The 17,912-nt window shown below is 66.3% G+C and carries 4 protein-coding genes; all 4 read left to right on the plus strand.

The window, feature by feature from the left end; all coding sequences use genetic code 11:
- Nucleotides 1-301 precede the first annotated feature (301 nt).
- Genes LVJ94_07350 through LVJ94_07365 form a run of 4 tightly spaced genes read left to right on the plus strand, consistent with a single transcriptional unit; the run spans nucleotide 302 to nucleotide 17,908 of the window.
- Nucleotides 302-5,599 carry an acyltransferase domain-containing protein gene (locus LVJ94_07350; GenBank protein ID WXB07048.1) on the plus strand — a complete coding sequence of 1,766 codons (5,298 nt, stop codon included), beginning with the start codon at nucleotides 302-304 and terminating at the stop codon, nucleotides 5,597-5,599.
- Nucleotides 5,596-8,739: a type I polyketide synthase gene (locus LVJ94_07355; protein WXB07049.1), complete on the plus strand. Its 3,144-nt coding sequence runs from the start codon at nucleotides 5,596-5,598 to the stop codon at nucleotides 8,737-8,739. Before LVJ94_07350 ends, LVJ94_07355 begins: the two co-directional genes overlap by 4 nt.
- Entirely contained in the window at nucleotides 8,736-16,559 is a 7,824-nt protein-coding gene (locus LVJ94_07360; GenBank protein WXB07050.1) for an amino acid adenylation domain-containing protein, read from the plus strand. The genes LVJ94_07355 and LVJ94_07360 overlap by 4 nt, the downstream gene beginning before the upstream one ends.
- On the plus strand, nucleotides 16,556-17,908 hold the full coding sequence (locus LVJ94_07365; GenBank protein WXB07051.1) for an aminotransferase class III-fold pyridoxal phosphate-dependent enzyme: 1,353 nt from the start codon (nucleotides 16,556-16,558) through the stop codon (nucleotides 17,906-17,908). Before LVJ94_07360 ends, LVJ94_07365 begins: the two co-directional genes overlap by 4 nt.
- Nucleotides 17,909-17,912: the final 4 nt, after the last annotated feature.

The following is a 17,912-nucleotide window of genomic DNA, read 5'->3' on the forward strand; positions in this document are numbered from 1 at the left end:
AAGTCGTCAAAACGGTTCACAAGGACGTTAATCAAAGTTGATATCGTGCGCACGGCCGAGAAAGCACATTTTTAGGCGGTTCCGTGCTTCGTTGTAACGAAGGTGTGTCTACGAATCTAAAAATGTTGCCTAGGCAGCTATGTGTCTTGCGCGGGGCCCGATTCGTTCCTAACGTGTACGTTCGAGATTGACTGCCGCGTTTTGCCCAGCGAGCGTCGTGAGCGCCTCTTCGTGACGGCGCAGGTTCTTCTAGCTGCATCGGGTATCGGGTACTTGCAGCGCGCCTTTAAGGAGGGACAGCGTGACCGGTCAACGCGACTTTACCGTCGAATCCGCGAAAGAATGGCTCGTGGCCGAGCTCTCGGTGCGGCTGCGCATTCCGCCGGCGAGCATCGACCCCAACGAGCCCTTTCACCGTTACGGTTTGGACTCGGCCGGCGCCCTCGCGATGGCGGGGACTCTCTCCAGCCTATTGAAACGATCCATCGTCCCGATGGTGTTTTGGTCACATCCCAACATCACGGCCCTCGCCGCGTACTTGGCAAATGGAACAGATGTCCAAACGCCAAAGTGGCAGTCGGCCGAAGTGGAATCGAACGATTTCGAGCCTTTGGCGATCGTGGGCATGGCATGCCGCTTTCCAGGTGCGGACGGTTTGGATGCGTTACGCACGTTGTTGAAAGACGGTATCGATGCGGTGCGGGAGATCCCGGCGCATCGCTGGCATTCCCAACCATCCGGTCCGGACGAGCAATTGCCTCCGCGGGCCGGTTTGCTGGAAAACGTCGATGGATTCGATCCGCTGGCCTTTGGCATCTCGCCGCGGGAAGCGCTGGAGATCGACCCGCAACAAAGGCTCGCCCTCGAATTGGCGGCCGAAGCCTTCGACGATGCCGGCCTTTCCTCGGACAGCTTGCGTCAAAGCCGCGTGGGCGTGTTCATTGGTGCCATTTGGCGGGATTACGGCGAACTGGCAAGTCTGGATACCAGGCGTGTCACCCCGCATAGTGCCGTCGGGCAATCGCTCAACATGATTGCCAATCGGGTTTCCTTTGCCTTCGGGCTGACCGGACCCAGTTTGGTGGTCGACACCGCGTGCTCCTCGTCGCTCATGGCCGTGCACCTCGCGTGTCAGAGCCTGATTCACGGCGAAACGGCCGTCGCCTTGGCCGGCGGCATCAATTTGATCCTGGCCTTGCGCACGATGGTCGCCCTACAACGGTTCGGCGGTCTCGCGCCCGACGGTCGGTGCAAGGCCTTCGATGCCGCGGCCAACGGCTTTGGCCGGGGCGAGGGCGGCGGCCTGGTGGTGCTCAAACGACTTTCCAAGGCGATGGCCGACGGAGATCGCATCTATTGCATCGTCCGCGGAAGTGCATCCAACAACGACGGGCCGAGCAACGGCCTGACCGCGCCGAATCCGCGTGCGCAGCAGGATGTGCTTTTGGACGCCTGCCGCCGCGGTGGGGTCGATCCCGCGCGGGTAGGGTACGTCGAGGCGCATGGGACGGGCACCGCCCTGGGCGATCCCATCGAGGCGGGCGCGCTCGGCGCGGTGTTCGGCCAGGTGCGGCCCGAAGGCAGCCCGCTGCGCATTGGCTCTATCAAGACGAACATCGGGCACCTCGAAGGGGCCGCGGGAATCGCCGGGTTGATCAAAGCGGTGCTCTCCGTGAATGCGCGGACGGTGTATCCGAGCCTGCACTTTCACGAGCCGAATCCGCTGATCGCGTTCGAGGACCTGCACCTCGAGGTTCCGCGAACCGTGCAGCGCTGGCCGGACGAAGCGCACGCGGCGCTGGCCGGCGTCAGCGCCTTCGGCTGGGGCGGCACCAACGTGCACGTCTTGGTCGAGGAGGTTCCCCCGCCCGAAACGGTGCGCGTACCCTACTTGGCGCCGCGTGCTCCTGCCTTCGCGGGGGGCGAGAACAAGCGAGACAGCGGCATTCGCAGCAAACCGCGCATCGTCTTCGTGTGCGCCCCGCAGGGTGGACAATGGGTGGGCATGGGGCGCGCGATGCTCGCCTCGGAGCCGGTCTTCCGCGCGGCGCTCGAGCGGATCGACCGGCATCTCGTGAAGCGCGTAGGGTGGTCGGTGCGGACGGAGCTTCTTCGCGCCTCGCCAAGTGCCGGAGATGCGCGGTTCGACGACGTGAGCGTGATCCAGCCGGTCCTATTTGCCATTCAGGTGGCGTTGTCCGAGTGGTGGCGTGCGGCGGGCGTGGAGCCCGACGCGGTCATTGGCCATAGCCTCGGTGAAATTGCCGCGGCGTACATCGCCGGTGCCCTGTCGCTGGAGGATGCCGTCGAAACCGTGTGCCACTACAGCCGGCTGCAGAAGACGACCGCGGCCGACACGGGCATGGCCTTGGTCGACTTGGACGCGGACGCCGTCGAGGAGTGGCTCGGCGCGTACGGCGGTCGCATCGTGATTGGCGCCTACAACGGGCCGTCGTCCACGGTGGTGTCGGGTGAGGCCTCGGCGCTGAGCCGGCTGGTCACGGAGCTGAAGTTGCTGGGCATTCGCGCGAGCCTCGTGCGGGTCGCCGTGGCCGCCCACAGCGCGGCGATGGATCCCATCGCGCCGGAGATTGCGCGCGTTCTTTCGGGCATCCGTCCGAAGACGCCGGCCGTGCCCATGATGTCCACGCTCCACGCGCGCTTCGTCGAAGGGGCCGAGTTGGATGGGGCGTATTTCGCCGCCAACCTGCGGCAACCGGTTCGATTCTGCCAGGGCATCGACGCGCTGTTGCGCGAAGGCCACGACGTCTTTCTCGAGATGAGCCTCGCGCCGGTGTTGCAGCACGCGCTGGAGCAGTGTCGCTCCGGCTGGGGAGACGCGGAAGTGTTGCCGGGCATCCGCCGCGAGATGGACGAGCGCTCGGTCCTGTACGAGGCGCGCGCGCGGATCGCATCGCGCTGCCTGCCGGCGGAGCGCCCCGCACCCGTGCACGTGCTTCCCGTATCGGCCAAGTCGCCCGACGCGCTGCGGACCTTCGCCGAGCGAATGGCGCGCAGCCTCGAGGAGCATCCGGACCGCGGCCTGGAGGACATTTGCCACACGGCGGGTGCGCGAAGGACCCATCACCCCGTTCGATGGGCCGCGGTGGGCGGCACGCGCGAGGAGCTCGCGACGGCCTTGCGTGCGGCGTGCGACGAGGTGGAGGGGTATGGCGCTTCGCGAAGGCCCAAGGTGGCCTTCGTTTTCCCGGGGCAGGGGGCGCAGTGGCTGGGCATGGGCCGCGAGCTTTTCGCACAGGAGCGCGCCTTCCGCGAGGCGATGCTCGCCTGCGATCGCGCGGTGCAGGGCATCGTGGGCTGGTCCATCGTGGACGAGCTGCATGCGTCCGAGGACGTGTCCAACCTGGGGCGGCTGGACGTGGTGCAGCCGCTGCTTTTCTCCATCGAGGTGGCGCTCGCTGCGCAATGGACGGCCTGGGGCATCGCGCCGGACGCGGTCATCGGCCATAGCATGGGCGAGGTGGCGGCGGCCCACGTGGCGGGGGCGCTGTCGCTCGAGGACGCTGCGCGGATCATCTGCCTTCGCAGCCGGTTGATGCGCACCTTGAGCGGCCTCGGGGCGATGATGGCGACGGAGCTCACCGTGGAGGAGGCCAAAGAGCTCCTTCGCGGACGGGAAGACGTTTCGATCGCCGTGAGCAACAGCCGGCGCTCGACGGTTCTCTCGGGGCACCCGCCGACCTTGGAACGCATCGGCCAGGAGCTCACCGGCCGCGACATTTTCTGGCGGTGGGTGAAGGTCGACATCGCCTCGCACAGCCCGCAGATGGACCCTTTGCGCGACGACATCCTCGCCGCCGTCGCGCCCATTCGCCCCCACGAAGCGCGCATCGCGATGCACTCGACGGTGGTGAATGCCCGCGTAGCCGGGGCCGAGCTCACGGGCGAATATTGGGTCAAAAACCTGCGCGATCCCGTGTTCTTCGGCGATGCCGTGCGAGCCGCCGTCGCGGATGGCATTACCGTGTTCGTCGAGCTCAGTCCGCACCCCATCTTGGTCCCAGCCATCGAGCAGGGCCTCACCGAGCTCGAGGCCTCCGCCCTCGTCGTCCCCTCCCTCCGGCGGCATGAGTCGGAGAAGCGCACCCTGTTCGGATCGCTCGCGCGGATCTATGCGGCGGGGCACGATCCCGATTGGGACGCGGTTCACGGGGGAGGCAAGGTCGTGTCGTTGCCGTCCTATCCCTGGCAGCGTGCCTCGTATTGGTTGCCGGCGCCGGTCGCCTCGGCGCTGCCTCGCGAAGGGCACCCTTTGACGGGGACCCATATCGAGTCGGCGCTGGAGCCAGGTACACATTATTGGCAAACGCAACTCGATTGCGAGTCGATTCCGTACTTGCGCGATCACGTGATCGACGGCGACATGGTGGCGCCGGGCTCCGTCTTCGCCGAGATGGCCTTGGCGGCGGCGGCCGTGGCCACGGGCTCGGAAGGGATGCTCTACGATCTGCGCTTCGACCGCGCCTTGCCCATCCCGGCCGAGGGCGGGAGGCGCGTGCAGGTCGCGTTGAAGCAATTCGACGGCGCCGCGTCGCTGCACATCCTGTCGCGGGGCGAGGGAGGGAACCCCTCGTGGACCGTGCACGCGCGGGCCATGGTTCGCGCACGCACCGGATCGCCGGCCGCCTGTCCCACGCTCGACGAGCTGCGCGCCCGCACGTCGGGAAGAATGCACGTTCGCCCCGACGTTTACGCGTGGATGAACACGAAGGGGCTCGCCTACGGTGCGCGCCTGCGCGGCATCCAGCATGTCAGCATCGGCGCGCGCGAGGCGCTCGCACGCATCGCCTTCGAGGAGGCACCGCTCGAGCACGTGGATCGCTACATGGCCCACCCGGCGCTCGTCGATGCCGCGTTTCAAGTGATGCTGTCGGCCGTTCCGCCGGAGGCGCTGGGTGAGCAAAGCTGCATCACCGTGGGCATGGATACCTTCCAGATCCACGCGAGGCCGGGGGCGTCGGGGTACGCGTACGCGCGCTGCCTGCACTGCGATGGCGGTGCCGTGCGCGCGGACGTCTTTCTCTTCGATGACCGTGGCAACCTGACCATGAATGCAACGGGGCTGCATTTGCGACTCCTTCCCACACGCACCGCGATCCTGCGCGCGGAGGAGGCGCCGCCACAGAGCGTGCGGAGCCAGGGGGTGCACGAGGGCGTGCGGGCCATGCTCGATACGCTCGCCCCGGCCAAGCGCCGTCGCGCCGTCGAAAACGAAGTGCGCGATTCGGCCGCCTTGGTGGTGCGCATCCCCTCCGCCAAAATGCCCTTGGATGCCCCGCTGCGCACCTTGGGGCTCGATTCGGTGATGTCCCTCGAGCTGCGCAATCGGCTCGAGCGGAAGTTCGACGTCCGCCTGTCGGCGACGGCCATCTGGAACCACCCCACGATCGTCGACTTGGCGTCGTTTCTGATCAAAGAGATGAAACTCGCGACGGACTCGGTGCCCGACGAGGTCACCAAGCCGCCGCCCTCGGTCCGAAAGGCCGCGGCCGACCTGCCACCGGAAAGCAAGGACGCGCGGCACCATTTGGCACGTGAGCTCGCGCTCGTGGCTGACCTGTTGAAAGAGGCGATATGACAGTGAGTCCTCCTGGCGGAAGCGACGAAACCGCGTCGCTCCTGCGTCATAGTTTGATGGCCATTCGCGAATTGCGGGCCAAACTCGAAGCGTACGAACAAGCGAAGCACGAGCCCATGGCCATCGTCGGTATGGGCTGTCGTTACCCCGGCGGTGCCGACTCGCCGGGGGCATTCTGGAGCTTGCTGGAAAACGGCGTGGACGCGATCACGGAGGTGCCGCGCACGAGGTGGAAGCCCAGCGAGTGCTCCATGCGGTACGGCGCCTTTCTCGAGTCGCCGGATCTCTTCGATGCCGCGTTCTTCGGAATATCGCCGCGCGAGGCCGCGCGCATGGACCCGCAGCAGCGCCTCTTGCTCGAGGTGGCCTGGCATGCCATCGAGGACGCCGGGCTCACCGCGGAGAAGCTCGCGGGCAGCGCCACCGGCGTGTTCGTGGGGGCCAATTCGACGGACTATTGGCAATTGCAGCTTTCCGAGTCGTCCGGAATCGACACGTACACGGTGATCGGCGCGAGCAATTGCATCATTGCCAATCGCCTTTCGTACTGCCTGGACCTTCGCGGGCCGAGCATGACCGTGGATACGGCGTGTTCGTCGTCCCTCGTGGCCGTGGCCTTGGCGGCCCAGAGCCTGCGCGCGCGCGAATGCGACACCGCCATCGTGGCGGGGATGAACATGGTGCTCTCGCCGCAGGTCAGCACGGCCCATTCCAAAGGTCTTCCTCTGGCGGCCGACGGTCGCTGCAAGACGTTCGACGCGCGCGCCGATGGCTACGTGCGCGGGGAAGGCTGCGGCTGTGTGATCTTGAAGCGCATCTCGGATGCGACCCGCGATGGCGATCGCATTTGGGCCGTGGTCCGCGGTTGGGCGGTGAATCAGGATGGCCTGAGCAACGGCCTCACCGCACCGAATGGCGACGCTCAGCGCGCCGTCATCCAAAGGGCACTGGCGGGCGCGCGGGTGTCGCCCGATCGAATCGGCTTGATCGAGGCCCACGGTACGGGCACCGAATTGGGCGATCCCATCGAGGTCGAGGCGCTCCGGGAGGAATATGGCCTCTCTGGCGCGCGGCCGTGCGCGCTGGGCTCCTTGAAGACGAACATCGGCCACCTGGAGGCGGGGGCGGGCATCGCGGGGCTCATCAAGGCGGCGCTGGCCATTCATCATGGGGCGATTCCGCGGAACCTGCATTTCGAGCGACTGAACGAACACATCGGCCTGGAGGGGACGCGCTTCTTCGTGCCCACGGTGCGCACGCCGTGGGATACGGCCATGGCCGATCGCTACGCGGCCGTGAGCTCGTTCGGTGCCGGGGGAACGAACGCGCATGTCATTTTGGGTGGACCATCGGTCCAATCGGAGCCTCGTGCCGAGTCGGCCGCGGAGGAGCCGCGTCTCCTGGTGCTTTCGGCACGGAGCGAGCGGGCCCTCGTCGGGCTGGCCGCGCGCTACGCCGGCATGCTCGACGAGGAAAGCCCGGTGTCGCTTCCGCCGGAGGTGCGCCCGCGCCCGACTTTCAACGTAGTCTGCGCGTCGGCGGCCCTGCGTCGCACGCACCACCCGCGGCGTGCGTGCGTCGTGGCGTCCACACGGGCCGAGGCGGCGTTCAAGTTGCGCGCGCTGGCACCGATGGCGACGGCCCGCGCCGAAGGAAAAAGCGTCGTTTTCGTCTTCCCCGGGCAGGGATCGCAATGGCCGGGCATGGCGCGCGGGCTGTTCGCGTTCTCGAAAGCCTTTCGCACGAAGCTCGAAGAGTGCGATCGCGCCATCCGGTCCGAGACGGGATGGTCCGTCACCGAGCGCCTCTTCGAGGGGGACGGTTCGGCGTGCCTGGAGGGCGTGCACGTCATCCAGCCCATCTTGTTTGCGCTGCAGGTTTCGCTCGCCGCGGCCTGGCGTTCGTTCGGGGTCGAGCCCGATGCCGTGGTGGGGCACAGCATGGGCGAGGTGGCCGCGGCGCACGTCGCAGGCATCTTGCAGCTGGAGGACGCCGCCGCGATCATCTGTCGAAGAAGCGCGCTCCTGCGAACGGTGGCCGGCCGCGGGGCGATGGCCCTGGTCGCACTCTCGGCGGCGGACGCGCGCACGGTGTTGGCCCCGTATGGACATCGCATCGAGGTGGCGGCGAGCAACAGCCCGCAGTCCACAGTGCTCTCGGGGGAGCCCGAGGCGCTGGAGTATCTTTTGGGCGAGTTGCGGGGGCGCAACGTATTCTGCCGTGCGGTAAAGGTCGATGTGGCGTCGCACAGCCGCTACATGGATCCGTTGCGCGAGGAACTTCTGCGCGCGCTCTCGGGCATCGCGCCCCGCGAGGCCCAGGTGCCGCTCGTGTCGACGGTGCTCGGGGTCGAGGCCCAAGGGCCGGAGTGCGGCCCGTCGTACTGGGTCAAGAACTTGCGCGATCCGGTGCTGTTCACGGAGGCGGTGCAGGCATTGGCCTGCGACGAAGACCGCATTTTCATCGAGCTTAGCCCGCACCCGATCCTTCTCACGGCCATCGAGCAAACCTTCTCGAGCCCCGAGCGCGCCCTCACGTTGGCCTCGATGGGACGCGACGAGAACGAAGTCGGTGTCTTTCTCTCGTCGCTGGGGGCGGTGCATGCGCGCGGCGTCGAGGTCGATTTCGAAGCCCTTTTCGGGGCTGCCGGGCACGTCGCTCTGCCGCTTTATCCCTTCGACCGGGAGCGATTCTGGTTCCGCCAGGGACCGAGTGCGGGCGCGCCCGTCACGCTCGTGGAGCACGCCGCGCCGGTGGCCTCCCTGGGACGTGCCGAGGCGGCGGCCCGCATCGAGCAGCTCATTGCCGAGTGTGTGGCCGGTGTGCTCGGGATGGATACCGATCGGCTCGACCGGCGCGACGGCTTTTTCCAAATTGGAATGGACTCGCGCATGGCCGCGCAGGTTGCCGCGCGGCTCTCGGTGGAATTGGGCGAAAAGGTGCCCGTGACGACGATCATCGAGAATCCGCGGGTAGCCGCCTTGGCGCGCCACCTCGAACTTCGCATTCTGGGTCCCAAGGGTCCCGATCAAAAGACGGAGCCCGCGGAGCCCCCCGAGGCCTCGGAGGAGGAGCTCCTCGCCTTGCTCGCCGGCGAGTTATCGCCCCAATTGGAAATTTCGGAGATCTCATCGACATGACCAGCGCCGTCGACACGCGTCCGAATCAAGACCCGAAGAGCGTCCTCTCTCGGGCCCTGCGCGAGATTCGCGAATACCGATCCCGTGTGGCCGTCCTCGAAGCGGCGCAGAACGAACCGATTGCCATCGTGGGCATGGCCTGTCGCTTGCCGGGTGGCATTTCGGATCCCGATGGCCTCTGGCAATTGCTCGTCGCGGGCGGCGATGCCATCGGGCATGCGCCCGACGATCGCTGGGGCGAGGCCGAGTTTCAGGGTTCCTGCACGCGCTCCGGTGGGTTCGTGCGCGATCTCGATGCCTTCGATGCGCAGTTTTTCGGCATTTCGCCGCGCGAAGCCGTATCGCTCGATCCGCAGCAGCGGCTCTTTCTCGAGATGAGCTGGGAGGCGCTTGAGAACGCGGGGCAGTCGCCGGACGAGTTGGCGGAAACGGCGACGGGCGTGTTCGTGGGAATTACGAATTACGACTACTGCCAAGTGATGATGCAAAAGACGGAGCCGTCCGAGCTCGATGCCTATTGCCTCACCAGCAATGCATCGACGTTTGCCGCGGGGCGTCTTTCCTATTGGCTCAATCTGCGCGGGCCGAGCCTATCGGTGGACACCGCGTGTTCGTCGTCGCTCGTGGCCGTGCACCTGGCCTGTCAGAGTTTGCGTTCGGGCGAGTGTGCCACGGCCATTGCTGGCGGAGTGAACGCGCTGCTCGCACCCGAGTGGTTCGTGGTGCTTTCGCGCGCCCGCATGCTCGCGCCCGATGGCCGCTGCAAGACGTTTTCGCGCGACGCCGATGGATACGCACGCGCGGAGGGGGGGGCCGTCGTGGTGCTGAAACGGCTCTCCGATGCGACCGCGCACCGCGACCACATCTACGGTGTCATTCGCGGTTCGGCGATGAACCAGGACGGCCAGAGCGGCGGGATCACCGTGCCGAACCCCGCCGCGCAGCAGGCGGTCATCCGCGAGGCCTTGAGGCGGGCGCGCGTGTCCCCCTCGGCGATTGGCTACGTCGAGGCCCACGGCACCGGGACGCCGCTGGGCGATCCCATCGAGCTGCGCGCACTTAGTGCGGTGCTCAGCGAGGGAAGGTCGCGCGATCGCTGGGTCAACGTGGGCGCGATTAAGGCGAATGTGGGCCATCTGGAGCCGGCGGCAGGCGTCACGGGGCTGCTGAAGGTCGCATTGACCTTGGAGCATGGGGCGATTCCTCCGCAGATTCACCTGGGCGAACTCAATCCGAACATCGATGTCGACGAGCTTGGCGTGCGCATTCCCAAGGAGATCGTTCCATGGCCCCGGGGAACCGAGGCGCGCATCGCGGGGCTGAGTTCGTTCGGCGCGAGCGGCACCAATGTTCACATGGTGGTGGAGGAGGGGCCACGGTCGTGGACGCGGCCATCCGCGAGCATCGAGCGGTCGCTTCACGTTTTGACCGTGTCGGCCAAGAGCGAGGCCTCGTTGATCGAGGCGGTGGCCGATCTGCGCGAGTACCTGGCGCGCCACCCCCATGTCCCTTTGGCGAACATCGCCTTTACGCGCAACACGGGCCGCGCGCACTTTGCCCATCGATTTGCCGTGGTGGCGAGCGATCATGCGTCGGCCATCGCCGAGCTGGATGGGTTTGCGCAGAGTGGCCACTGTACCCGCGCGCCATCGCGCGCACGGCCGCGGGTGGCCTTTCTCTTCACCGGGCAGGGGGCTCAGTATGCGGGCATGGCGCGCGGTCTCTATGCCGCGCATCCCACGTTCCGCAGCATCATCGACGAGTGCGATGCGTTCTTGGTGCCGCACATGGACCGCCGGTTGAAGGATGTCCTTTTCGGCGAGTCGGACGCCTGGATCGACCTGACGCGGTACACGCAGCCGGCGCTCTTCGCGGTCGAATATGCGCTGGCCAAGCTGTGGATGTCCTGGGGCGTGCAGCCGGCGGCGTTGCTCGGTCATAGCGTGGGGGAGTACGTCGCGGCTTGCATCGCGGGGATCTTTTCGCTCGAGGATGCGCTCAAGCTGATTGCGGCCCGCGCGGCCATGATGCAGCGCGTGACGTTGCGTGGGGCCATGGCCTCGGTGGCGGCGCCGCGTGAAAAGGTGGAGGCTGCGTTGCGGCCGCACGCACGCGAGGTCTCGCTGGCCGCGATCAATGGCGCCGAGAGCACCGTGATCTCCGGGGACGAAGCGCGGGTCGAGGCATTGATGGCGCAATTCGGCGGGGAGGGGATCAAGTGCAAGCGCCTTACGGTCTCGCATGCCTTTCACTCGCCACACATGGATGCGGTGGTGGACCCTCTCGCCGTGGTCGCGGCGGAGATCGAGTTCGAGCGCCCAGAGATACCGGTCATTTCGAACCTGACCGGGCAGCCGCTCAGCGCGATGCTGCCGATGGATGGGCAATACTTCGCCGACCACGCGCGGCAACCCGTCGACTTCCTCGCAGGCTTGCAGCATTTGCACGCGCAAGGTGTGGACGCCTTCGTCGAAATGGGGCCTGCGCCCGTATTGCTGGCCATGGCCAAGTCGAGCGCGCCCTCGGAGGGCGCCCAGTTTCTGCCGTCGCTCCGCAAGGGGCGCTCGGATTGGCAGACCCTGCTCCCATCGCTCGCGGCGCTGTATCAAGCGGGCGCCGACATCGATTGGGACGGGTTCGATCGCGACTACGAACGCGAACGCGTGGCGCTTCCGACGTACCCCTTCCAGCGAAAGCGCTTTTGGTTCTCGACGAACGCCGTATCGGCTCCCTCCGCTCCAGCGCTGGGGAGGGGGAGAGCACGCCAAACGCCTTCTCTGCTCGGTGAAAAAATCGTATCGCCCCTCGAGGGGATTCAGTTTCAAAATACGTATTCCATTGCAGCGCACCCCTGTTTGGGGGACTGCGTGCTCGACGACTTGAAGGTCGTCAACATCGGTGTCTACATCGAGGCTGCTCGCCGTGCCGCGGGGAAGCCGAGTGTCCTGCGCGATTTGGTGGTGGTCAGTCCCTTCGTACTGCGGGACGACGAGGAGCGTCCGGTTCATGTGATCCTCCATCCGGAGGGGGAGGGGCATCGGTTCGAGTACTTCAGCCAGGCGGATCGATGGACCCTGCACGTGCAGGCGCAGCTCGAGCCGGGCGCATCGCCGCTCGGGGAAAGCCTCCCCATCGACGAGCTCCAGGTCCGCCTTCGCGAGGAAATCGACGCGGCGACATTCTATTACTTGATGGCCCAGCGCCGATTGCACCTCGGCCCGTCGGCGCGATGGATCGAGCACGCGTGGCGGATCGATGGCGAAGCGCTTGCGCGGATGCGGGCGCCGCGGGTCGGCGAGGCGGAGCCCTATCTGTTGCACCCAGGGTTGATCGATGCGGCGTTGCAGCTTCTATTTGCGTGCTTCGGCAAGGAGCAATCGCGCGACGCGACGTACATGCTGGTCAGCATCGACCGCGCATCGTTCGCGGCGTACCCCGGTGGCGAGACGCTGTGCCACGCGAAGTTGCGCGAGGTGAAGGGCGATGGGCGTTCGCTGGTGGCGGATGTGGCGCTTGCCGATGCGCGTGGAAATGTGTTTGCGCGCCTCGAAGGGGCGCACCTTCGGTTGGCGAGCCGCAACGCCGTGGCGGAGGGGATTCGGGTGGCTGCTGCGCATGCCCACCCCCACCCCAGCCCTCCCCCGGGGGGGGAGGGAGCCGGGACGGCACGCGACATCACGCAGCGGGTAGCGGCCATTCTGCGGATGGACGTCGCGGATATCGATCCCAAGGTGCCATTGCACACCCTTGGCTTCGACTCCTTGATGACCGTCGAATTGGCCAACGTCACCAAGCGCGATTTCGGCATCACCTTGCCCCTGACCCTCGTCGCCGACGGCGCTTCGCTCGAGACCGTGATCGCCCTGTTAACGGCTCCCTCCCCCTCGGAGGTCCGCGGCTTGCCGCGGCCGACTTTCAACGCAGCGGGAGGGCCGGGGAGGGGGAGCCACGACGTCCTCACCCACGACGCCCCCTCCCGCCACGCCCCCTTCAACCTCACCGATCTCCAACAGGCTTATCTTCTCGGCCGCAGCGGCCTTTTCGAGCTGGGCGACACCTCGACCTACTTCTTCCTCGAGGTGGACATCACCGATCTCGACCTCCCGCGCTTCGAATCGAGCTTCCGCGCCGTCATCCGCCGCCACGACATGCTTCGCGCCGTCGTCTCGCCCGACGGCGAGCAACGCGTCCTCCCCGAGGTTCCCGACTACGTCATCGACACCCTCGACCTGCGCGGTCGAGAACCTGCCGACGTCGAGGCCGCGCTTCTGGCGATCCGCGCCCAAATGTCCGAGCAGGTCCTCCCCACGGACCGCTTTCCCCTCTTCGACGTGCGCGCCACCTTGCTCGACAACGGCGTCACCCGCATCCACCTTGGATTCGACGCGCTCATCGTCGATGCCTGGAGCACCTCGCTCCTCCTCCGCGAGTGGGCCACCATTTACCGGGGCGCCGGCGCCTCACTTCCCAAATTGGAAATCACGTTTCGCGACTACGTGCGCGGCCTCGAGCGTCTCGAGGATACCGATTCCTACCGCACCGCCCGCGCGTACTGGATGGAACGCATCCCGACCCTTCCTCCTCCTCCGGAGCTCCCCCTCGCCAAATCACCCGCGTTGGTCAAGAAGGGCCGTTTCGTCCATCGCTCCACGCGCCTCGGCGCCGAACGATGGCAACGCCTGCAAGAGCACGCGAAGCGTTTCGGCGTCACCACCTCCGCGGCCATTTGCACCGCGTACGCCGAGGTGCTCGCGGCGTGGAGCAAATCGAGTCGGTTCACCCTCAATGTCCTCTTCTTCAACCGACGCCCGCTGCACCCGCAGGTCAGCCAACTCGTCGGCAACTTCAGCGCGACCTCGCTGCTCGAAGTCGACAGCGATCCGCGCGAAGGCTTCACCAACCGCGCGCGCAAACTCCAGCGCCAACTCTGGAGCGACCTCGAACACTCGGAAATGAGCGGGGTCCGCGTCCTGCGCGAATTCAATCGCCTCCACGGAAACCGCGCCCGCGCGGGCATGCCCGTCGTCTTTGCCAGCACCATTAACTTTCGCACGGACGATGAACCCGTCCCCCTCGGCCTCGGGCAGCATCTGTCCGCCATGGGCACTTCTGCGCGCGAGGTCGGCAGCTCGATCCGCACCCCGCAAGTGTGGCTCGATCATCAAGTCGTCCAAGATGGCGGAGAGCTCGTGGTCAATTGGGACGTCGTCGAGGAGCTCATGCCCGAGGGCATGATTTCCGCCATGTTCGCGGCCTACCGTGACCTCCTCGTTCGCCTCGCCGACGATCCGCAAGCCTGGGAAACCGCGCGCCTGCTCACGCCCGACGAAGACCTGGAGACGCGCCGCAAGGCCAACGACACAGCGGCCTCCGTGCCCGACGGTCTGCTCCACGACGCCTTCGGCCGCCGCGCCGCGGAAGCGCCCGCGCGCATCGCCGTCGCCACCGCCACGCGCACCCTGAGCTACGGCGAGGTGGACCGCCTCTCCAACCGCCTCGCGCATTGGCTGCGCCGAAACGGTGCGCGCCCCAACCAGCTCGTGGCCGTGCGCATGGAAAAAGGCTGGGAGCAGGTCGTTGCCGTCCTCGCCGTCCTCAAATCGGGCGCTGCCTACGTCCCCATCGACGCCCGCCTTCCCGAGGATCGCGTGCGCACCTTGCTCGTCGATGCGCAAGTGAGCCTCGTTTTGACGCAATCGTGGCTCGAGCCCGTCCCCGTCGATGGCATCGCCACCCGCTGCGTGGATCCCGAGCTGCAGGCCGCCACCACCCACGACGACACCCGTCCGCCGGCGCCCATCCAGCGCCCGAGCGATCTCGCGTATGTCATCTACACCTCGGGCTCCACCGGCATTCCCAAGGGCGTCATGATCGAGCACCGCGCGGCGCTCAACACCATCGTCGATTTGAACGAGCGCTTCCACGTGACCGCGTCCGATCGCGTCTTATCGCTCTCGGCGCTCAATTTCGACCTCTCCGTTTACGACATCTTCGGCCTGCTCGCCGTGGGGGGCACCATCGTCCTTCCCGATCCACGCGAGCTCCGCGAGCCTGCCCACTGGGCGAGCCTCGTGGTGCAACACGGCGTCACCATCTGGAACACCGTGCCGGCGCTCATGGAAATGCTCGTAGGCTATGGATCGCCGCGCAAGGAGCCGCTGCCGCTCCGCACCATCATGATGAGCGGCGACTGGATCCCCGTCACGCTTCCCGATCGCATTCGCGAGTGGCTCCCGGAGGCCGACGTCTACAGCCTGGGCGGCGCCACCGAAGCGGCGATTTGGTCCATCTATTACCCCATTACGGAAACCAAGCTCGGTTGGGCGAGCGTGCCGTACGGCAAACCGTTGCGCAATCAGCGCATGTACGTCTTCAACGACGCCATGCAGCCGTGCCCCACCTGGGTGCCGGGGCAGCTTTACATCGGTGGCGAAGGGATTGCCCGCGGCTATTGGCGCGACGAGGTGAAAACCCGTCGAAGCTTCCTTCGCCACCCGGTTTCGGGCGAGCGCCTTTACCGCACGGGCGATTTGGGCCGCTATTGGCCCGACGGGAACATCGAGTTTCTCGGGCGCGAGGACGGCCAAGTCAAGATTCAGGGATACCGCATCGAACTCGGCGAAATCGAGGCCGCCCTCGCGCAACACCCTGCCGTGCGGGCCGTTGCTGCCACTGCGGTGGGCGAGGCACGTGCGAACAACAAGCGCCTCGTCGGCTTTGCCCAATTGGACGATTCCTCCGTCTCGGGTGAAGACCTCCGCGCATGGCTCCTCGGGAAAATCCCCGAGTATGCGGTCCCCCAAGCCATCACCGTCGTCCCGAACCTGCCGCTCAGTGCGAACGGCAAAGTCGACCGCGCCGCGCTCGTTCAAATGGCATCGCACTCCGCCGGCGACCAAGGAGCGCCCGTCGCGCCCAGGACGGAGACGGAACGCGCGCTCGTGGACATCTGGCGCCAGCTTCTGGCATGCGAGGAAATCGGTATTCGGCAAAGCTTCTTCGATGCGGGGGGAAGCTCGGTTACCGCCGTTCGTCTCATGAGCCGCATCCACCAGCGTTTCGACATCGAGCTTCCGCTCTCCACCTTGTTCGAGCACCCCACCATCGAGCAGCTCGCCCAATCCATCGAGACCGGTGCCCATCGCAGGGCCCTGGTGGCCATTCAACCGCAGGGCACGGGTACACCGTTCTTCTTCATGCACCCCGTGGGGGGCAATGTCCTCTGTTACGCGGAGCTCGCCCGCGCCCTTGGCCGCGAGCAGCCGTTCTACGGGCTCCAAGCGCTGCCCGACCAAGGCGACACGCTCGAAGAGATGGCCCGGCACTACATCGCCGAGATCCGCCAGGTGCAGCCGCATGGCCCCTATCGCCTCGGCGGCTGGTCGATGGGCGGTGTCCTCGCCTTCGAAATGGCCCAACAACTCCGCGCCGCCGGCGAAGCCATCGCTCTCCTGACGCTTCTCGACGTCACCGAATCGCCCTCGTCCGATGCGAAGCACCCCCCCGTCGACGAGGGCGCCCTCCGCACCTGGTTCGAAACCGATCTCGCCGGCGCCGCCGTCGATGAAACCCCTTCTCTCTTCTCGCTTTTCAAACGAAACTCGAAAGCTCTTCTCACCTACCCATCGAAACCCTACGACGGCCGCATCCTCTTTTTCCGAGGTTCGAACCCCGGGGGGGCCCGCGCCGAGGTTGCGCAGGCGTGGCTCCAAATCACGCAGGGTGGACGCGTCATCGATCTCGCCTGCGACCACTACGGCATCGTCCGCGCGCCCTTCATCGACACCATTGCGACCGAGCTTCGGAAGGAAATCCAATGAGCCTCAGCGACGCCCAGAAGAAATACCTGAACCACTTCGTCGACGCCTATGTCGCCAAAAGCCGCGCCTCGCGCGACCGCCGCGAGCAAGGCTGGCCCAAGCTGGCCGACCCGCGGTCTTCCAGCGGTTTTTCCTCGCGACTCCCGCCCGTCGTTCGCGACTTTTGGCTGGCCTCCAAGCGTCTGCGCTACCCGCTCGTGGGCGTGCGCTGCGAGGGCGCGTACGTGTGGGATCTCGACGGAAATCGTTATACGGATTTCGCATTCGGCTTCGGCGTTCATCTCTTCGGTCACCGTCCGAAGTTCCTCGTCGATGCGATCACCGAGCGCGTGGCGAAGGGAACGCCCATGGGCTTCCAATCGGAGACCGCTGCGGAGGTTGCCGCCGCCATTTCCAACCTCACGGGCGACGAGCGGGTGGCCTTCTCCAACACGGGCACCGAGGCGGTGATGACCGCCACCCGGCTGGCGCGCGCCGCCACCGGGCGCTCCAAAATCGTCGTCTTTTCCGACTCCTACCACGGCTCGCACGACGACGTGGTGGGCGCCATCGACTTCACGTTGGGCATTGCCCCGAATCATCTGGCCGACTCCATCGTTCTCAAATATGGAGACCCCAAGAGCCTCGAAACCATCGAGCAGCGCGCCGACGAGATTGCCGCGGTGCTCGTCGAGCCCGTGCAAGCACGCCATCCCGAGCTACAGCCTGCTGCATTTTTGCACGAGCTGCGGGCCATCACCGCACGCCGCGGAATCGTGCTGGTCTTCGACGACGTGCTCCTCGGCTTCCGCGTCCATCAGGGCGGCAGCCAGGCTTATTTCGATATCCGTGCCGACCTGGCCACCTACGGCAAAGTCATTGGCGGCGGCATGCCCATTGGCATCATCGCCGGCAAAACGGAATACATGAACCTCATCGACGGAGGGCCTTGGCGCTTCGACGGCGACGAATATCCCAAGGTCGACAAGATCTGGTTCGCCGGCACCTTCAACAAGAACCCGCTGACCATGGCCACCACCCAAGCGATGGTCGAGCGCCTCACCGCCGAGGGCCCCGCCCTGCAAGAGGGCCTGAACCGACGGGCCGCGGCCCTCACCGAGCGCCTTGGCGCGTGGCTCGAGACCGAAGGCTTCCCCATTCGCATCGCCCGTTATGGGTCGATGTTCAAGTTCGTCACACCGCCGCATGCGACGTTGCTCATTCAGCATTTGCACATGCGCGGCATCTTCACGTGGGAAGGCATGGTCTTCTTCCTTTCGCCGGCCCACTCCGACGCGGACCTCGCATCGTTCGAGGATGCCGTGAAAGACAGCGTCTTGACCATGCGCAAGGGCGGATACCTCGGCTGAGGCC

This window comes from Sorangiineae bacterium MSr11367 (genome assembly GCA_037157805.1).
Taxonomy (GTDB): domain Bacteria; phylum Myxococcota_A; class Polyangia; order Polyangiales; family Polyangiaceae; genus Pendulispora; species Pendulispora rubella.

Excerpts from the sequence above, each read along its gene's own strand:
- LVJ94_07360 (WXB07050.1), top strand. The coding sequence starts at position 8,736 with ATGACCAGCGCCGTCGACACGCGTCCGAATCAAGACCCGAAGAGCGTC.
- LVJ94_07365 (WXB07051.1), top strand. The coding sequence starts at position 16,556 with ATGAGCCTCAGCGACGCCCAGAAGAAATACCTGAACCACTTCGTCGAC.
- LVJ94_07355 (WXB07049.1), top strand. The coding sequence starts at position 5,596 with ATGACAGTGAGTCCTCCTGGCGGAAGCGACGAAACCGCGTCGCTCCTG.